14 protein-coding genes are annotated in these 17,444 nt (G+C 75.2%); 9 read left to right on the forward strand and 5 right to left on the reverse strand.

The window, feature by feature from the left end; translation table 11 throughout:
- The first annotated feature begins 108 nt into the window (after window positions 1–108).
- The 8 genes from VM324_05300 (at window position 109) to secA (ending at window position 10,613) form a co-directional block, all read left to right on the forward strand.
- Window positions 109–1,320 carry an MFS transporter gene (locus VM324_05300; GenBank protein HVL98688.1) on the forward strand — a complete coding sequence of 404 codons (1,212 nt, stop codon included), beginning with the start codon at window positions 109–111 and terminating at the stop codon, window positions 1,318–1,320.
- A 44-nt stretch (window positions 1,321–1,364) separates the two neighbouring features.
- Window positions 1,365–2,165 (forward strand): methyltransferase domain-containing protein, encoded by an 801-nt coding sequence (locus VM324_05305; protein HVL98689.1) that lies wholly within the window; start codon window positions 1,365–1,367, stop codon window positions 2,163–2,165.
- A 90-nt stretch (window positions 2,166–2,255) separates the two neighbouring features.
- Window positions 2,256–3,092: an ATP-grasp domain-containing protein gene (locus VM324_05310; protein ID HVL98690.1), complete on the forward strand. Its 837-nt coding sequence runs from the start codon at window positions 2,256–2,258 to the stop codon at window positions 3,090–3,092.
- A complete protein-coding gene (locus tag VM324_05315; protein HVL98691.1) occupies window positions 3,089–3,952 on the forward strand; it encodes a hypothetical protein in 864 nt (287 codons plus the stop codon). Before VM324_05310 ends, VM324_05315 begins: the two co-directional genes overlap by 4 nt.
- Window positions 3,940–5,217 (forward strand): hypothetical protein, encoded by a 1,278-nt coding sequence (locus VM324_05320; GenBank protein HVL98692.1) that lies wholly within the window; start codon window positions 3,940–3,942, stop codon window positions 5,215–5,217. Before VM324_05315 ends, VM324_05320 begins: the two co-directional genes overlap by 13 nt.
- Window positions 5,214–6,020, forward strand: a complete 807-nt coding sequence (locus VM324_05325) for a hypothetical protein (protein HVL98693.1) — start codon at window positions 5,214–5,216, stop codon at window positions 6,018–6,020. The genes VM324_05320 and VM324_05325 overlap by 4 nt, the downstream gene beginning before the upstream one ends.
- A complete protein-coding gene (locus VM324_05330) occupies window positions 6,017–7,696 on the forward strand; it encodes an MFS transporter (protein ID HVL98694.1) in 1,680 nt (559 codons plus the stop codon). The genes VM324_05325 and VM324_05330 overlap by 4 nt, the downstream gene beginning before the upstream one ends.
- A 76-nt stretch (window positions 7,697–7,772) precedes the next feature.
- A complete protein-coding gene (gene secA / locus VM324_05335) occupies window positions 7,773–10,613 on the forward strand; it encodes a preprotein translocase subunit SecA (GenBank protein ID HVL98695.1) in 2,841 nt (946 codons plus the stop codon).
- A gap of 93 nt (window positions 10,614–10,706) precedes the next feature.
- Here the strand turns inward: secA and VM324_05340 are convergent, their stop codons facing one another.
- The gene (locus VM324_05340) at window positions 10,707–12,227 is read right to left on the reverse strand and encodes an HD domain-containing phosphohydrolase (protein HVL98696.1); all 1,521 of its coding nucleotides are present in this window, start codon (window positions 12,225–12,227) and stop codon (window positions 10,707–10,709) included.
- Window positions 12,228–12,351: 124 nt separating this feature from the next.
- Here VM324_05340 and VM324_05345 point away from each other — a divergent pair, with 124 nt between their 5' ends.
- Complete coding sequence (locus VM324_05345; GenBank protein ID HVL98697.1) at window positions 12,352–13,626, forward strand: MFS transporter; 1,275 nt, start codon at window positions 12,352–12,354, stop codon at window positions 13,624–13,626.
- Between the two features lie 66 nt (window positions 13,627–13,692).
- Here VM324_05345 and VM324_05350 read toward each other — a convergent pair whose 3' ends face one another.
- From VM324_05350 to VM324_05365, 4 genes are read right to left on the reverse strand one after another with little or no spacing between them, the layout of a single operon-like run.
- Complete coding sequence (locus VM324_05350; protein ID HVL98698.1) at window positions 13,693–14,640, reverse strand: NUDIX hydrolase; 948 nt, start codon at window positions 14,638–14,640, stop codon at window positions 13,693–13,695.
- 24 nt (window positions 14,641–14,664) lie between these two features.
- On the reverse strand, window positions 14,665–15,816 hold the full coding sequence (locus VM324_05355; GenBank protein ID HVL98699.1) for a peptidoglycan DD-metalloendopeptidase family protein: 1,152 nt from the start codon (window positions 15,814–15,816) through the stop codon (window positions 14,665–14,667).
- Window positions 15,817–15,823: 7 nt separating this feature from the next.
- On the reverse strand, window positions 15,824–16,369 hold the full coding sequence (locus VM324_05360) for an Rv3235 family protein (GenBank protein HVL98700.1): 546 nt from the start codon (window positions 16,367–16,369) through the stop codon (window positions 15,824–15,826).
- A 36-nt stretch (window positions 16,370–16,405) separates the two neighbouring features.
- Window positions 16,406–17,302, reverse strand: a complete 897-nt coding sequence (locus VM324_05365; protein ID HVL98701.1) for a hypothetical protein — start codon at window positions 17,300–17,302, stop codon at window positions 16,406–16,408.
- Between the last annotated feature and the right edge of the window lie 142 nt (window positions 17,303–17,444).

Raw genomic sequence — 17,444 nt, forward strand, 5'->3', positions numbered from 1 at the left:
CGGCAGGCTCGCGGCGCGCGTGGGCCTCCTTGATTGGCGTGGGTGTGGCCGGGCTGTCCGCGTCGACCAAGGGACAAGGACCGATCGGCCGGCAGGCAGGCCCCGACTGTGCGACGAACCGACAACGACCCACGGCGCACGCAGCGTGCCAGCTTCCGCTTGCTCTACCTCGGCCCGTTCATCGCGTACGGCGACCGCTTCGCCATCGCCCCGATACTCGTGTCGATCGCCCGCGACCTGCAGGAGTCGCTGGCCGCGGTCACCGCCGTGGCCATGTTCTACTTCTTCCTCTATGGCGTCATGCAGCCGATCTACGGTGTTCTGGCCGATCGCTTCGGCCGTGTGCGGGTCATGCGCTTCGCCCTCGTCGGGATGGGTCTTGCGAACCTGCTGTCCGCCGCCGCCGGCGACCTCAGCGCCCTCATCGTCGGCAAGGCCGCCGCGGCGGGGTTCGCCGCCGGGATCCTGCCCCTCTCTCTCGTCTACGTCGGCGACAAGGTCCCGTTCGACCGCCGCCAGCAGGTCATCGCCAACGTGCTCGCCGCCGGTGCCCTCGGGACCGTCCTCGCGACGACGGGTGCGGGCCTGCTCGGGCGGTTCTCCGCGTGGCGTGCGGTGTTCGTCATCCCGGCTGTCCTGGCCCTTGCGCTTGCGGTCCTCCTCGCGTGGCTGCCCGAGTCGCTCGAGCGGCGCGAGGGAACCGGCCCGTGGGGGCAGATCACGCGGGTGGTCACCCGGCCATGGGCGCTCCTGCTGCTGGGGATCGCAGTGGCAGAGGGCGCCTTCATGCTCGGGATGCTCACCTTCCTCCCCGCCGCTCTCGAGGCCCACGGGGAGAGCGCCGCCGTCGCCGGTACGGTCGTCGCCGTCTACGGTGTGGCGGTCTTCGTCGGCATGCAGGTCCTGAAGCGCTTCATCCGCAGGACGGCCGTCGAGCCGGGGACCCTGATCCTCGCCGGTGGCACACTCGTCACCGCCGCCTATCTCGCAGCGGTGCCGGCGCAGGGCATCGTGAACATCCTTCTTGCCTCCCTGCTCATCGGATTCGGCTACTGCTTCCTCCACTCCACCCTTCAGACCTGGGCGACAGAGGTCGTGCCGGAAGCTCGGGGCACCGCGGTGACCCTGTTCGTGACGAGTGTGTTCACCGGGGCGGCGATCGGGACCGCGGCGGTGCGGGGGCTCGTCGACGCGCAACGATTCTCGGCGGTCTTCCTCGTCGCGGCGGGGCTGACGGTGCCCGTGACGCTTGTCGGGGCATGGGCGCGCAGGCGCTATGGCGAGACCGCCGCAGTGTTGGGGGCCGGCGGGTCACCATGAGCGGCCATGACGGGGCCCCACCGCGGCCCGCACCCTCGGCGCCCATGGCCATCCACCAGGTCGCGGCAGCCGGCTATGCGACGTGCGGCGACGCGTACGAACGCGGGCGTCCCGGTTACCCTGCCGACGCACTCCGCGAGGTCTGCACGCGCCTTCGGATCGGCCCCGGCAGTGTTCTGCTCGAGGTCGGGGCAGGTACCGGAAAGCTGACCCGGTTGCTCGTCCACGCCGATCGCACCGTCGTGGCCGTCGAGCCGGTGCAGGCGATGCTGCGCCATCTCACCGGCGCCGTGCCGGGGGCGCTCGCTGTCGCGGGCACAGCCGAGGCGATCCCCCTGCGCGCGAGGTCGGTCGATGCCGTCGTGGTCGGGACCGCGTTCCACTGGTTCGACGGCGACCGGGCACTCGAGGAGATCCGGCGGGTCCTGCGCCCCGGGGGCGGTCTCGCGCTGCTTTGGAACAACCCCGACCGGGACCACCGGTGGGTGGCAAGGGCATGGGAGATCATCGATCGGCACCGCAGCGGCACGCCGGGCAACCGTGACCTTCGCTGGCGCGACGCCTTCCGCCGGACCAGCGGCTTCACCGCTCTGCGGCACGAGCGCTTCTCCCACGAGGACCTGACCGACCTCGACGGTCTGCGGGCCCGCGTCGCGTCGATCAGCTTCATCGCGGCCCTTCCGGAGGGTGCACGGCAGGAAGTGCTCGCGCAGGTCGCCGACGTGGCGAGCAGCGATCCCATCGTGGCCCGGCGCGGGGTGCTCGTGCTGCCCTACCGCACCGACGTCTACTGGTGCCGCGCGGCGGGTGAGGAGGGCGAGGAGGCAGACGCGGCGCGTCGGTGAGAATTCTCTCACCGACGGCTCATCGGTCCTTCATCGGGGGCGGGGAAGGTGCGTGACGGTCCCCGACAGCCGAGACCCGAGGAGCGTGGCATGCAGCCGGTCTGGATCCTCACCGACGAGCGCTACGTCGCTCAGCGGATGCCCGGGGCGCTGACCGCCGCCCTGCGCAGGCGCGCGGTCGACGCGCGGCTCATCGTCGCCGAGCGCGTCGCCCCCCATCCCGCCGGCGGCTCCCCGTGGCCGGGCTTGCGCCGGGGGGACATGGTCGTCGGGCGTGCCCGCTCGCCGTGGGCCCTGACCCTCCTGCGCGCCGCGGAGCGGGTGGGGGCTGCAGCGATGATGCCCTCCGCGGCCATCGAGGCGGTCCGCGACAAGGCGCTCGCGGCGGGGGTCCTCGCCGACGCCGGGGTGCCCACGCCCCCGACCTGGCTAGCTCACGGCCCCGACGCGGTGAGGGCGCTGCCCGCCACCGCCTATCCGCTGCTGCTCAAGCCGGTGTACGGGGACAACGCCCGGGGCATCCGCCTCGTGCGGGGACCTGACGACCTGCGCGGCGCCCACGACGAGGCGTCCGTGCTGGTCGCGCAGCGCTACGTCGACGTGGCAGGCGTCGACCTCAAGCTCTACATCGCCGGGGAGCGGGTGTGGGCGGTGCGGCGCCCCTCGCCGCTGACCGGCGAGCCGGGTGAGGGCACCGACGTCCCCGTGGACCGCACCCTGCACGATCTCGCCCGCAGGTGCGCGGAACTCTTCGGGCTCACCTTCGCCGGGGTCGACGTGCTCGCCGCGGCCGACGGCCCGCTCGTCGTCGACGTGAACGACTTCCCCAACTACACGGGGATCGCCGAGGCGCCCGCCGTGCTCGCCGACCTCGTCCTGCGGTCGGGCGCGGCCGCCGCCCCGGTGCGGGAGGGGATGTGCGCATGAGCGCCGTCCGATCGCGGGGCACCCGCCCGGTGGCCTTCGTCCTCGGCCGGCCGGCCGGTCCCGGCTCGGTGCTGCCCGACGTGATCGCTCTGCTCGGCGAGCGTGGCATCCCGGTGACCGTCGACGTCGTCGACGACCGCGTCCCGGCGCCCCTGCTCGCCCGCTGGGCCGACGCCGGGCTGCTCGTACCGCGGGGACTCGGCCTCCCGGTCCTCGAGGCGCTGCGCAGTCTCGCGGGGGTGCCGGCGTGCAACCCGGTGGCGGCCACGGCGGCGGCGCGCGACAAGGTCGAGGCACGCCGGCGGGTGCTCGCCGCCGGCGTGCCGATCCCCGAGGCCGCCGTCACGGGTCGCTGGGAGGCCGTGCGGGCCTTCGGTGCGCGGCGGGCGGTGGTCGTGAAGGCGGTGGCCGGCAGCCGCGGGCGGGGCATCCACCTGACCGACCGGCCCGGCGCGCTGCCCGCCGACCCGCCGTTCGCAGGGCCTTGGATCGCCGAGGAGCGCGTCCCCGCGGACGGGCTCGACCGCAAGCTCTACGTCATCGGCTCGGGCGTGTCCGGGGTGCTGCGCACCTGGCCACCCCGCACGCTGGGCGACAAGCTGGGCACCGCCTTCGAGCCCTCCGAGGTCGAGCACGCGGTCGCCCGCCGCGCCGCGGGCGCCGTCGGCCTGTCGCTCGCGGGGGTCGACGTCATCAACGGGCCCGAGGGGCCGGTCGTCGTCGACGTGAACGCCTTTCCCGGCTTCAAGGGCGTGCCCGACGCCGCCGCCCGCATCGCCGCCCACCTCGCCGACCAGCGGGGCGCGCCAGCCGTCGAGCCGGCGAGCACCGCCCGGGAGGTGACGGCATGCGCGTCGTGATCGTCGGCACCGGCAAGATCGGCTGCGGCGCGCTCGCGCCGTTGTTCGCCGACGCGGGCTGGGACGTCGTGATGGCCGCCCGCACCCGCGCCGTCGCGCAGCGGATCCGCTCGTGCGGCGGTTGGCTCGTGCAGGTCACCGGCCCGCGGGGCGGAGGACCGCGCTGGGTGCCGGTCGCGGACGCCGTGGCGGTCGGCGACGACGCCTTCGGCGAGGCCGTGGCCGCCGCCGACCTCGTGTGCGTGTCGGTCGGGGTCGGCAACGTCGCCGCCACCGCCGCTCCGCTGGCGCGCGCCCTCGCCGGCCGTGTGCGCCCGGTCGACGTGTGGGTGGTCGAGAACGCCGACCAGGCACCCTCCCTGCGGACCGCACTCGCCGCCTGCGGCACCGCGCTGCCCCCCGTGGGGATTGCCGGGGTGGTCGCGAGCGTCGCGGTGGGGCGCGGGCGCTGGACGGCCACCGGTCCGGCGCCCTGTTTCGTCGGCGACGACGCCCGCACCCTGTGGGTGGACGGCACCGCGCTCGTGACGCCCCCGCCCACGCTGCCGGGCGTGCGCGCCACCCGCCACTACCGCGCCCGTCTCGTCGAGAAGCTCTACGTCTTCAACGCCGGGCACGCGGTCTGCGCCTACCTCGGGGCGCTGCGCGGGCACGAGACGGTGCCCGACGCGGTGAGCGACCCGCTGCTGCGCCCGATCATCGTCGGCTGCCTGCTCGAGGCGCGGCGTGCGGTGCTCGCCGCCCACCCCGAGCTCGTCGGCGAACCCGCCGCCGAGGGCGTCGGCCCCCACACCGCCGACGAGGTGCACGCGGTGGTCGGCGACGCGCTGCGCCGGTTCGCCGACCGCGAGCTCGCCGACCCGATCGAGCGGGTGGCGCGGGAGCCGATCCGCAAGCTCGGGGCCGACGACCGCCTCCTCGGCCCGGCCCGGCTCATCCGGGCGGCGACGGGACGGGTGCCCGCGCACTTCGCGCTCGCCGTCGCCGGGGCGCTGCTCTACCCGTCCCCCGACGACGAGCAGGCCGTCGCGCTGCGGCGCATGCTGCGCCGCCAGGGGCTCGTCGCCACCCTCGGGCAGGTCTGCGGTCTCGCGCCCGACGACGAGCTGACCGCCGCCATCGAGGCGCGCTACCGGGGCTTCATCCTCACCCCCGAGGGCACGATCTTCCCGCCCGTGCACACGACCGACGCGCTGCTCGCGCCGCGGCTGGCTGCCCCCGAGGCTGACCTCGCCGGAGCCCCGGGCATGCGAGGGGCGTCATGAGGTCGCGCGTCTGCGCCGTCGTGGAGGCCGGGGGGGTGCCCGGCCGCAACCCCCTGCTCCCCCCGCTGGCCGCCATCCTCGCCGGCGCGGGGGTGGAGCTCGTGACCTGGGACCCGACCCCGGGGTTCTCGGCCACGGCGCCGGGCGCGCCGGAGGCCGACCTCTACCTCCTGAAGGGCGATCACCCGGCGGTGGCGACCGCGGGTGGCTGCCTGGCCGACGCGGGGGCGCCCTGCCTGAACACGCTGGCGGCCACGTCGCTCGCGCGGGACAAGGCCCGGGCGCTGGCCCGGGCGTCGTCCGCGGGCGTGCCGGTCCCCGCCTCGACCGTCGTGGGGGACCCCGCGGCACTCGCGGCTGCGGTCGCGGCCGGCCAGCGGGTCGTCAAGCCGCTCACCGGCGCGCACGGCAGCGGCGTCGCCCGTGTGGGACCCGGCGACCCGCTGCCCACCGGCCCGGGCCCCTGGCTGGTGCAGGAGCCCGTCGAAGGCGACGGGTTCGACCGCAAGGTCTACGGGGTGGGAACGCGCACCGCCCTGCGGCGGATGCGCTTCTCCCCGGGCCGCGTCGACGGTGAGCGGCTGCCCTGCCCCGCCGACCCCAACCTCGAGCGTCACGCCGGCGCGGCGGCGGCGGCCTGCGGGCTCGTCTGCTGGGGGGCGGACTTCGTCGTCGGGCCCGACGGCCCGGTCCTCGTCGACCTCAACGCGTTCCCCGGCTACCGGGGCGTCCCCGAGGGCCCCGCCTGGGTCGCCGAGGCCGTCCTGTCCGCGCTGCGAGGCCGCGAGGAGCCGGCGGCATGACCGGCAGCCCCGGCATCGCGCGCGGCCGCGTAGCGGGGCTGCGCGCGTGGGGGCGGAACGCGCCCGCGGTCAAGGCGGTCCTGCTCGAGGGCTTCTTCACGAGGCTCGGCTTCGGCATCGTCACCCTCTACCTGCCCCTCTACGCGCTCGAGCTCGGGATGAGCCTGACAGAGGTCGGCCTGCTCGTCGGCGCCAAGGCGCTCGTCGTCCCGGCCGTCAAACCGGTCATGGGCGTCGTCGTGGACCGGTTCGGGGCGCGGCGCGGCTACCTCGCCGCGGTCGGGCTGCGCTTCCTCGGCGCGCTCCTGCTGCTCGCCGCCGCCACGCCCGCAGCCCTCCTCGCGGTCCGCTTCGTGCAGGGCGCGGCCTCCGCCGCCCGCGACCCCGCGTCCGTGACCGTGCTCGCCAAGCAGGCGCAGGCGCGGCTCGGCCGGACCTTCTCGGCCGCCATCGGTGCGAAGGACCTCGGCAACATCAGCGCCGGGGTCGTCGGCGGGACGGTCCTCGCCCTGTCCGGCGGGGACTTCGGGGTGCTGTGGGTGGCAGTGGCCGTCCTCGCGGCGGTGCCCGTCCTCGCCGTGTGGCGTTGGGTGCCGGCCGCCACGGCGGTCGACCAGCCCGCTCCCGCGGCGCCCGACGTCACCGAGGCCGCGGCCGAGCAGGGACGCGCGGCCGCCTCGGTGCTCCGCAGCCCCCACCTGCGTCGGATCGCCGCCCTCGGGATGTGCACCGGCCTGACCGCGCACCTGTTCCACGGCCTGTTCCAGGTGTACGCGTCGGAGGTGGCGGGCCTGTCGGCCGGGACGATCGGGGCGGTCTACTCGCTGTCCATCGTCACGCTGCTCGTCGTCGGTCCCGTCGCGGGCTGGGCCGCCGACCGCTTCGGCACCGGGCCCCTCGGCGGGGTACGCGGCCTCGCCAACGCCCTTTCGTCGATGATCTTCCTCGCCGCGCCGAGCCTCGGGGGCGTCGTGGCCGGGCGACTCGTGGACGACGCGGGCAAGGCGGCGTTCCGGCCGACGTGGGGAGCCCTCGTCGGGGGCGCCGCGCGCGAGGCCGGGCCGCGCGGCGGCCGGGTCGCCGCGGGACTCGACACCGCGTTGTCGGTCGGCGAGGCGCTCGGCCCGCTGCTCGCCGGGTTGCTGTGGGACACCTTCGGGGTGGCGGTGTTCCTCGTCGTGCGGGCGGTGCTCGGCGTCGGCACTGAGGTCGTCGTGGGGCGGCGCCTGCGTGGCAGCGCGCCGGCCGCCCCACACGCGGCCCACCACAGCCCCCCGCTCGGGACCGACGGGGGCTGGGCCGAGGGCGAGGACGCCGCCGCCGCGGTCGTCGACACGGCGGCCGAGCCGCGCGGGCGCGTCGAGCAGGCGCTGCGGGCCCGCAGGCCCGACGCGGTGCCCGAGGAGCTCGCTCGCGCGTGGGCGCGTGCGGGCCTCGACGTGCTCGGCTCGCTCGACGCGGCACGCAGCGGCGAGGCGGGCGTGCTGCCACCGCCGGTGCGGGCGCGCCTTGCGCTCGCGGCCGCGCTCGTGGGCGACCCGAGCCACATCCTCCTCACGGGGCCGCATGCCGAGGAGCTGCTGCCCGTGCTCGACCGCTACCCGGGAACGGTCGTCGCCGACGTGCCGGCGCGGACGGGGGCGCCGGAGCGACCCCCGGTCGCCCTGTCCAGCTGACCGTGGCGCCCGCCACCCCGCGGCCGGCCGCGCCTACACTGGCCGAAACGCGTGTTCCCTCGCGAGGGTGGTTCCTGTGGTTCTCCAGAAGATGCTCCGACTCGGTGAGGGTCGCCAGCTGAAGAGGCTCGAGCGGCTCGTCGCCCGCGTCAACGACCAAGAGGACAGCGTCGCGGCCCTGTCCGACGAGGACCTGCGGGGTCGCACGGAGGAGTTCCGCGCACGCTTCGCCGACGGCGAGGCCCTCGACGACCTGCTGCCCGAGGCGTTCGCCACCGCCCGCGAGGCCGCGCGGCGGGTCCTCGGGCAGCGCGCCTTCGACGTGCAGGTGCTCGGCGGGACGGCGCTGCACCACGGCGACATCGCTGAGATGAAGACCGGTGAGGGCAAGACCCTGACCTCCACCATGCCGGTGTACCTGAACGCCATCGAGGGCAGGGGCGTCCACGTCGTCACGGTCAACCCCTACCTCGCCGCCCGCGACGCGGACTGGATGGGGCGGGTGTACCGCTTCCTCGGCCTGTCCGTCGGCCTCGTGTACTCCCAGCAGCCTCGCGAGGAGAAGCGGGTCGCCTACGCCGCCGACGTCACCTACGGCACGAACAACGAGTTCGGCTTCGACTTCCTGCGCGACCACATGGTCCTCACGAGCGCCGACAAGGTGCAGCGCGGGCACCGCTACTGCATCATCGACGAGGTCGACTCCATCCTCATCGACGAGGCCCGCACGCCGCTCATCATCTCCGGGCCCGCCGACCAGGCCACCGAGTGGTACACGGTGTTCGCCCGCCGCGTCGTACCCCGCCTGACCCGGGACGAGCACTACGAGGTCGACGAGGCGAAGCGCACCGTCGCCGTCACCGAGGAGGGGGTCACGAAGGTCGAGCAGCTGCTCGGCGTGGAGAACCTCTACGAGAGCGTGAACACCCCGCTCATCCACCACCTGCAGAACGCCATCCGCGCCAAGGAGCTCTACCGGCGCGACGACGAGTACATCGTCGAGGACGGCGAGGTCCACATCGTCGACGAGCACACGGGGCGCACCCTCTACGGCCGGCGCTACTCCGAGGGGCTGCACCAGGCGATCGAGGCCAAGGAGGGCGTGCGGGTCAAGGAGGAGAACCAGACCCTCGCGACGATCACGCTGCAGAACTACTACCGCGGCTACGACAAGCTCGCGGGCATGACCGGCACGGCCAAGACCGAGGAGAGCGAGTTCGCGCACATCTACGACACCGGGGTCGTCGAGGTGCCGACGAACCGTGACATCGTGCGCCTCGACCAGGCCGACCTCATCTACAAGACCGAGGCCGCCAAGCTCGAGGCGGTCGTCGCCGACCTCCTGGAGCGCCAGGAGCGCGGTCAGCCGGTCCTCGTCGGCACCGCGTCGGTCGAGAAGTCCGAGAGGCTGTCGGGCATGCTCACCCGCCGGGGCGTGACGCACGAGGTCCTCAACGCGAAGAACCACTTCAAGGAAGCCGAGATCGTCGCCCAGGCCGGGCGCATCGGTGCGGTCACCGTCGCAACGAACATGGCCGGGCGCGGTGTCGACATCATGCTCGGGGGCAACCCCGAGGCCCGCGCGGACGCCGACGCCCGCAAGCAGGTCGACCCCGAGCTCGACGCCGACGGCTTCCAGGGCGCCTACGCCGAGGCGCTGGAGCGCTACCGCGCCGAGTGCAAGGCCGAAGGGGACAAGGTCCGCGAGCTCGGCGGGCTGTACGTGCTGGGGACCGAGCGCCACGAGTCCCGGCGCATCGACAACCAGCTGCGCGGGCGGTCGGGCCGGCAGGGCGACCCGGGCGAGTCCCGGTTCTACCTGTCGCTCGAGGACGACCTCATGCGGCTGTTCAACGCGAGCGCGGTCGAGTCGATCATGACCCGTTTCAAGCTGCCGGAGGACATGCCCATCGAGCACAAGATGGTGTCGCGGGCGGTTCAGCGGGCGCAGGGCCAGGTCGAGTCGCGCAACTTCGAGATCCGCAAGAACGTCCTCAAGTACGACGACGTGATGAACAACCAGCGCAAGGTGATCTACGAGCAGCGCAACGTCGTCATGGAGGGCACCGACGAGCAGGTCGCCGAGTACGCCGAGGACTTCATCGAGGAGGCGGTACGCAACCTCTGCGCCCAGCACGCCGCCGAGGGGATCTACCCCGAGGAGTGGACGCTCGAGGACCTCTGGACGGCGCTCGAGCGCATCTACCCCGTGTCGGTAGACCGGGAGAGCCTCGACCTCGACACCATCACCGCCGAGGAGCTCGCCGAGCTGCTCGTCACCGACGCCATGGAACGCTACGAGGAGCGTGAGGCCGACCTCGGCGCGGAAACCCTCCGTCACGTCGAGCGCCGCGTCATCCTGTCGGTCGTCGACCGCCTGTGGCGCGAGCACCTCTACGAGATGGACCACCTGCGCGACGGCATCGGCCTGCGCGCGGTGGGCCAACGCGACCCGCTGCGCGAGTACGAGCGGGAGGCCTACTACGCCTTCAACGACATGATGGCGCAGATCAAGGAGCAGGCCGCCGGCTACTTCTTCAACCTGCCCGTGCAGAAGCCCGAGGAGCGCGAGGAGGCTGAGCGCGAGCGCCGCCGGCAGGCACAGGTCGCCCGCCCGGCGCTGCGCGACGACGCCCCGCGCCAGCCGGTGCAGCAGCTCTCCTACACGTCCTCGACGAGCGCTTCGTCGGCGCCCGCCGCGGGCGCGTCGTCCTACACCGTCAGCACCACCGGAGGCGGCAACGGTCAGGGCGGGGAGTCGCCGGCCCGCCCGGCCGGAGTCGGCGCCCCCGGCGCGGCGGCGGCGGCCGCGGCGGCGCAGCACGCCTCCGGGACGGTCACCCGCGACAAGGTCGGCCGCAACGAGCCGTGCCCGTGCGGCTCGGGGCAGAAGTACAAGAAGTGCCACGGGGCGTAGCCCCCGACGCTGAAGCCGTCCCTACGGTCGGGTGGTCTCAGCGGATTGAAGGCGAGCAACGCCCGGCCGTGCGCAGGCGCTGAGCGCCGCCACTCACCGCAGGAGGCCGTGCTCCATCGCGAACAGCGCCGCGGCCGCGCGCGTCGACGCGCCGATCTTCGCGTAGATGTGCTGGACGTGGTGCTCGGCGGTGCGGCGGGAGACGACGAGGGCCTCGGCGACCTCGCGGTTCGACAGGCCGCCTGCAACGAGCCGCAGGACCTCCACCTCCCGGTCGGAAAGCCCCAGGGGCCAGGTACCGCGGCCGTGGGTGGGACGCTCGCCGGCGGCCTCGATGAGCGCACGGACGCACTCCGGGTCGAAGCGTCCGGCGCCGGCCGCCTCCTCGACGGCCCGCGCGGCCTCCTCCGGCGGACGGGCCGGCCGGTGCGGGCGCTGCTGGGTCATAGCCTGGAAGGCGTCCGCAACGGCGAGCAAGCGAGCCCCCACCGGGATCTCGCTGCCCGCCGCGCCGCGGTGGTACCCCGAGCCGTCGAGGCGTTCGTGGTGACGCCCGGCGATCCGGCCGAGGGGCTCGAGGGGCGCGCTGCGCGCAAGGATGCGCTCGCCCTGGTAGGCATGCAGGCGCACCTGTTCCCACTGCGTCGTGGTGAGGGCCCTCGGCCGCTCCCAGACGGCGTTGGGCACCGCCACGCGGCCGAGGTCGTGGAGCAGGGCCGCCCGGCGGAGACGCTCCGTGTCGCCCGAGCCCAGGCCGAGCCGCTCCGCCGCCCCCACGGCGAGCTCGGCCACCCCCGCCGAGTGGCCGAGCGTGAACGGGGTCTTCAGGTCGACCATGTCCCCGAACGCGGCGGCGACCGCGTCGAGATGCGCGGGGGGGACGCGACGCGGCGGCTCCGGCTCGGCCGCGGCGACCTCCTCCCACACGTCCACCTCGGCGAGGAGGCGCAGGAGGTCGGGGCCGACGCGCAGGAACGCCTCCGCCACCGCGGGGTCGAACCACCGCCCGGCACGCCGCCGCACCGTCGCGCACGCGAGCTCGGGCCCTCCGAGCCGGTCGAAGATCACCGCCTGCGTCGCCACGACGCTGAAGCGCGCGGGCAGGGCGATGTCGTCACCGGTGAGCCCGTGGGCGCCCTCCCTGCCGTCCCACGACTCCACGCTGTGGTAGAGCGCCTGCTGCACCCCCGCGCTGAGGCCGAGCCGCGCGGCGAGACGGGTACCCACCTCGCACACCGCGGTGAGGACGTCCCGGGTGCCCTCGGTGCCCGCCGCCACCAGGCGGGCGAGGTGACGGAGCCGGTGCACCCCCGTGCCCCTGCCCGCCAGCGCGAGCAGCGCGAGCGCCTCACGCGGGCTGCGCGGGTCTGTCCGTTCTGCCTGCGGGAGCGTGCTGAGGTCGTCGCCGAGCAGCAGCGTGGTCTCGTGCGCCGGCGCCGTGCAGCCGAGGTGCTGCAGCAGCGTGCTGTAGTAGACGTCGCGCACGTCCCGGTCGGGCAGGTCCATGCTGCGGGCGAGGTGCGTCGCGAGCACGCAGGCCCGCACCGCCTTCTCCGGCTCCTGACCCATGCCGAGGTCCGTCGCGACCGACAGGGCCGCGAGCAGGTCGGCCAACCGCACCTCGTCCGCCCCCACAGAGCTGAGGATGACACAGGCCGCAATAGGTAGCCCTACCGATGCGCCGGCCCCCGTCTGCCGCCCACGCTGAGCACACCAGTCGACGCGAGGAGGCACGACGATGAACCATCACAGCACCGCGGTCGCCGATCCGAGCACCGCCGGCCCGTCGGGGACGGCGATGCCGGGAAGACGCCTGAGGCCCCCGACGAGAAGCACGCTGCTCACGCCGCAGTTCCTCGCCCTGGCGCTCGCCACACTGGCCTACTTCACCGCGGACGGGATCCTCATCGCGGCGGTCCCCCGCTTCGTCGCCGGGCCGCTCGGCGCGGGCAACATCGCCGTCGGGCTCGTCGTCGGTGCCTTCAGCGTGTCCGCGTTCTTCCTGCGTCCGTGGGCCGGCCGCCTCGGCGACCGGCGGGGGCGGCGCCCGCTCATGGTCGTCGGCGCCGGCGTGTTCGCCGTCTCGGTGCTCGGCTACGTGACCGCCAGCGACCCCGCGGTGCTCGCGGCGCTGCGGCTGCTCACCGGAGCTGGTGAGGCGTTCTTCTTCGTCGGTGCGCTGACCGCGTTCACCGACGTCGCCCCGCCGGACCGACGGGGGGAGGCCATGAGCCTCGCCTCCCTGAGCCTCTACGTCGGGATCGGTGTCGGCCCTCTGCTCGGCGAGCTCGCCATCGACAGGGCCGGGTTCACCGCGGCTTGGCTGCTCGCGGCCGTCTGCGCCCTCGCCGCGCTGGCCGCCGCGCTGCGCACCCCCGAGACCCGGCCAGCGCTACCCGCGGCCTCGGCGGGCGACGAGCCCGCTGGCCACCGGCTCGTGCACCCGGCGGGAGTCCTGCCCGGCCTCGTGCTGCTCGCAAGCATCCTCGGCATGGCCGGCTTCCTCGCCTTCGTGCCGCTCTACGCCCTCGACCTCGGGATGACCGGCTCGAGCGGCGTGCTGCTCGTCTTCGCCGGCGTCGTCGTCGGCATCCGCGGCGTCGGCGCCCGCATCCCCGACCGGCTCGGGGCCGCGCGAGCCACACGGCTTGCCCTCGGGCTTTCGGCGATCGGCCTGGCCACGGCCGGCTCCTGGCAGTCGCCCACAGGCCTGTTCGCCGGCGCGATCGTCCTCGGCGTCGGCATCGCGCTGCTCACGCCGTCGGTCTTCACCCTCGCCGTCGAACGCGTCGCCCCGCAGGAGCGCGCGGCGGTGATGGGGACGACGTCGGCGTTCCTCGACCTCGCCTTCGGCCTCGGGCCGGCCGGACTCGGCGTCGTCGCCGCCTCCGTCGGCCGTCCGGGGACCTTCGTCGCCGGCGCGGTCGTCGCCGCCGCCGGCCTCGTCCTCGTCGTAGCGGCGCGCCTCGGCCGCCCGCCCCGACCGCACAGGGCGGCGACGAGCCACCGGTGACCTGGTGAGCTTCGGGTCTGCTGTGCGTCCGCCGACCTCACCAGGACGACCGCCGCCCCGCATCGATCAGCCGCCGTGCCAGGAGCCGCCGGGCGACGCGAGGCAGCGGGTGACCTGCTCGGCGACCATCGGGTCGAGGCGGGCGAGCGCGTCGGGCAGCGGCACCCAGGCGACGGCGTCGATCTCGTGGGCGTGCACCGCGGTGGGCTCGGCCGGCACGGGCCGCTCGGGGACCGCCTCGTAGACGAGCACGAGCCGGTCGGGCCCCGAGGCGGTGAACAGGCCGAGCAGACGGTCGGCACGCACCCGCAGACCGGCCTCCTCCCAGGTCTCGCGCTCCGCCCCCGCCCGCGGGTCCTCGTCGGCGTCGACGACCCCCCCGGGAATGGTCCAGCGGCGCTTGAAGCTGTCGTGCACGACGAGCAGGCGCCCCTGCTCGTCGCGGCACACGGTCGCCGCGGCCACCACCTTGCGGGGCAGGGTCGCGAAGAACGCGCGGCTGCGCACGGCCGGGTCGGCGTGCCAGCGCCCGAGGGCGACCACCCGGGGGGCGGCGTCGAGCAGGCCCGGCCGGCGGTCGAGCGCGGGCTGGTAGTCCGGCGGCGCCCCCGCGAGGCGGCTGCCGGCGCCCGGTGCGCAGAGCAGCTCGACGGCGAAGCCCCGATGCCCGAGGAGGCGCTCGAGCTCGTCGGCGCGGTAGGCGCGCACACCCCCCGCCGGCCCGCCGTTCGCGGCGACGTGGAGGGCGCTCTGCGCCCCGACGAGCGCCACGCCCCCCGGGGCGAGCACCCGGGCTACGTCGGCGACCAGGCCCTCGGCGTGGTCGCCGCTGCGGCTCAGCTCGTCGGCGAGGAGGACCACCGCGTCGGCTGCGCCGGCGGCCACGTCGGCCAACGCCGCAAGGCGGACGTCGAGACCGGCGTCGGTGAGGGCCGCGACGGTGGCGGGGGACGGGGACAGGGCGGCGACGCCCGCAAGCCGCGTAGCGGCGACGGCCACGAGCTCGGGCGGCACCCCCGGTCCGCTGATGGGAGGTGTCTAGCCGCAGGCCCGGCGCACGTAGGGGTAGGGGTTCACGTTGCCGCCGCCGCCGGGCATGACCTCGAAGTGCAGGTGGGGGATGCCGCGGGCGTTGCCGGTGTCGCCGTTGGCGGCGATGTGCTGCCCGGCGTCCACCCGCTGGCCCGCTGACACCCCAGCCGCGTAGCCCTGGAGGTGGGTGTAGTAGTACTGGGTGCCGCTGTCGCCCGCGAGGTACAGGGAGATCCCGCCGACCCTGCTCGTGTTGAACCGGGTGATGCGGCCCGACTCGTAGGCGTAGATGGGCGTGCCGCGCGGTGCGAGGATGTCCGTGCCCTTGTGCGCCCGGCCACCCGATCGCGGCGCCCCGTAGGTGTCGCTGAAGCTGCGGGGCTGGCCCACCGGGCAGGCGATCCCGCCCGTGACCGCTGTGGGCAGGGGGACGGCAAGGGGCGCCGCGCGAGTGGGCCGCTGCTGGGCGGCGGCGGTGCGGCGCGCGGTCGCCCGGGCGGCCGCGCGCTGGGCGGCGGCCTGCTCGGCCGCGACGGTGCTGCGCGCCGACTGCTCCGAACGTTCCGCGGCGGCCACGAGCACTCCGGCCTCCTGCCGCGCCCGGTCGAGCTCGTTGCGGCGTCCCCGGAGCACCGCCGCCACGCGCTCGGCTTCCTCCGCGGCGACCTGTGTGCGGATGCGCGCGGCCGACGCCGCCTCGTAGCTCGCCCGGCCCTGCTTGGCGAGCAGGCCGAGCAGCCGCGCCTGGGCGAGCGCCTGGCCGGGCGAGTCGCTCGTGAGCAGGCTCAGGGTCGGGTCGGCGCTCCCGTACCGGTAGGAGGCTTGCGCGAGCAGCGCCACGGTCGTGGTCGCCTGCTGCGCCTCGTCGCGGTGGCTCGTCACCGCGGCGTTCAGCTGGGCGAGCTCCGCCTCGGCGGCGCCGACGCTGGCCTGCAGGTCGCCGAGACGCTGCAGGACCTCGTCGAGCCGCTGCTGTGCCTGGCGGCGCTGCTCGAGCGCCTTCTCGATCCGGGGGTCGGCAGCACGGGCCGGGGCAGAAGCCGGCCAGCCGACGACGAGCGCTGCGACGAGCAGACCGACCGCGACCGCCACCATCCGGCGGAGAGGGGAGGGGGCGGAGACCGGCCTGACGCGCCGCGCGGGGGGCTGCGCGTGCATGCGGAGCTCACCCTAGCGGGCCGGATGGGTTGGGGCCAGTTCCCACGACCGTGTCGTCGTGCTGCGAATCAACCTGCGCCGGCGCCAAAGGCGCGGTCATTGCGACGCGGTCCTCCGGGCGCGCGGCGTCGGTCACCCGCCATGCGCCCTCGGTCCTGGTGAGTGCGACGACCACGGCGCCGTAGCGCGCGCCGCGGCGCACGAGGGTGACCGCCTCGTAGCGGTCTGCGGACACCCTGACGCCGTAGGTGCGCAGCGCACGCCCCGGCGGCCCGCCGCGCACCCAGACGTCGGCGAGGCGCAGGGCGAGCTCCGGGCACAGGACAGGGTGGAGCTGGGTGCGTGCGCGACGCCCCGACTCCACCTCGAGGAAGGCCTGGGTGAACCCCGCCGCGAGGCGGCGCAGGCGCTCGCTCTCCCGCCGCTGCCGCGAGGGAGGACGCCGGGGGGCGGGCCCGCGGCCGGCCGGTCCGTTCGGACCGGGTCCGGCCCGCTCGCTCCGACGGCGCCGCGGCCGGTGTTCCGGGGGCTCACAGGTCGCGAGGGTGCTCATGGCGATGCTCCGATCGTCGTCCCTGGTTTTTTGCGGTCACGGTTGCATGCCGAGCACTGCGGGGTCAGTCTCCCCGTGCAACCACAGGCGGTGGCTGCGGGGGGTCGCCTCACCGGGGCCGAGCGCGTCGACGTGTGCCCGCAGGACCCCCCGCAGCTCAGGATGGGCATGGACCTCGAGGACCTCGACGTCGGTATAGCCGGCGGCCTCCACCGCCCGGGCCACCCCGGCCCGGTCCGCGGGCGCCGGCTCCCAGGCGGCATCCGCCCCCGGCGGCGGCGGGACGGGCAGCGGCCAGGGGTCGCCCACGGCCACGGGGTGCCCGTCGACGTAGCGCGTCGGGACGGCGAAGCGCGCGGGGCGCGCGGCATGCCAGCGGTCCGCCGAACCCTCGAGGACGACGGCGGCGACGGTGACGACCGTCACGTCGCCCACCGGGTGCATCGACGCGGGGATCACGACGTCGACGTAGCGGCGCTCGGCCGGTGACGCAGGCGCACTCGTGACGGCCAGGCGCACCGCCACGGCCGCGGCAGCCCCGAGCGCCGGGTCGACCGACGGGGCGGGGGTGCTCGCGCCGACCGACGGCGCGTCGTCGCGGGCAGGGGCCGGCGCCGCGGTGCCCGCGGCGGGGCGCTCGGGGCCTTCGCCGACGCCGAGGAGGCCGAAGGCGCCGACGACGCCCACCACCGCCCACGGCACCACGGCGAGCCGCAGCAGGCGGCGGCGCGGCGGCCGGCCCGCGTCGCCGGCGGGGGGGCGGGCCCACGCCGCAGGCTCCTCCTCGGGCGACGTGGGGGGCGACAGCGCCCAGTCCGGCCAGGTCACCGGACGGTCCGGGCCGTCAGCCGCCTCCTGCTCGCGGGCCTGCGCGCCGCCCGCGGACGCCTCGTGGCGCTCCCGCAACCAGTCGGCCAGAGGGTTGTCGCTCACGGGTGCTCCACGTCGGTGGGAGGACGGGCAAGGGGAGGGAACAACGTTATAGATCAGCTTTGGAGACGGTTCAAGAAGATCTAACAAGAACCTGGAGAAAACGACGGTGCGCGTAGACTGGCGCGCCATGACGACGTGAGGG

The sequence above is a fragment of the Egibacteraceae bacterium genome, assembly GCA_035540635.1.
Lineage (GTDB): Bacteria > Actinomycetota > Nitriliruptoria > Euzebyales > Egibacteraceae > DATLGH01.

Coding starts and splice junctions, on each gene's coding strand:
- VM324_05305 (HVL98689.1), top strand. CDS start 1,365: ATGGCCATCCACCAGGTCGCGGCAGCCGGCTATGCGACGTGCGGCGAC.
- VM324_05310 (HVL98690.1), top strand. CDS start 2,256: ATGCAGCCGGTCTGGATCCTCACCGACGAGCGCTACGTCGCTCAGCGG.
- VM324_05315 (HVL98691.1), top strand. CDS start 3,089: ATGAGCGCCGTCCGATCGCGGGGCACCCGCCCGGTGGCCTTCGTCCTC.
- VM324_05320 (HVL98692.1), top strand. CDS start 3,940: ATGCGCGTCGTGATCGTCGGCACCGGCAAGATCGGCTGCGGCGCGCTC.
- VM324_05325 (HVL98693.1), top strand. CDS start 5,214: ATGAGGTCGCGCGTCTGCGCCGTCGTGGAGGCCGGGGGGGTGCCCGGC.
- VM324_05330 (HVL98694.1), top strand. CDS start 6,017: ATGACCGGCAGCCCCGGCATCGCGCGCGGCCGCGTAGCGGGGCTGCGC.
- VM324_05345 (HVL98697.1), top strand. CDS start 12,352: ATGAACCATCACAGCACCGCGGTCGCCGATCCGAGCACCGCCGGCCCG.
- VM324_05355 (HVL98699.1), bottom strand. CDS start 15,816: ATGCACGCGCAGCCCCCCGCGCGGCGCGTCAGGCCGGTCTCCGCCCCC.
- VM324_05360 (HVL98700.1), bottom strand. CDS start 16,369: ATGAGCACCCTCGCGACCTGTGAGCCCCCGGAACACCGGCCGCGGCGC.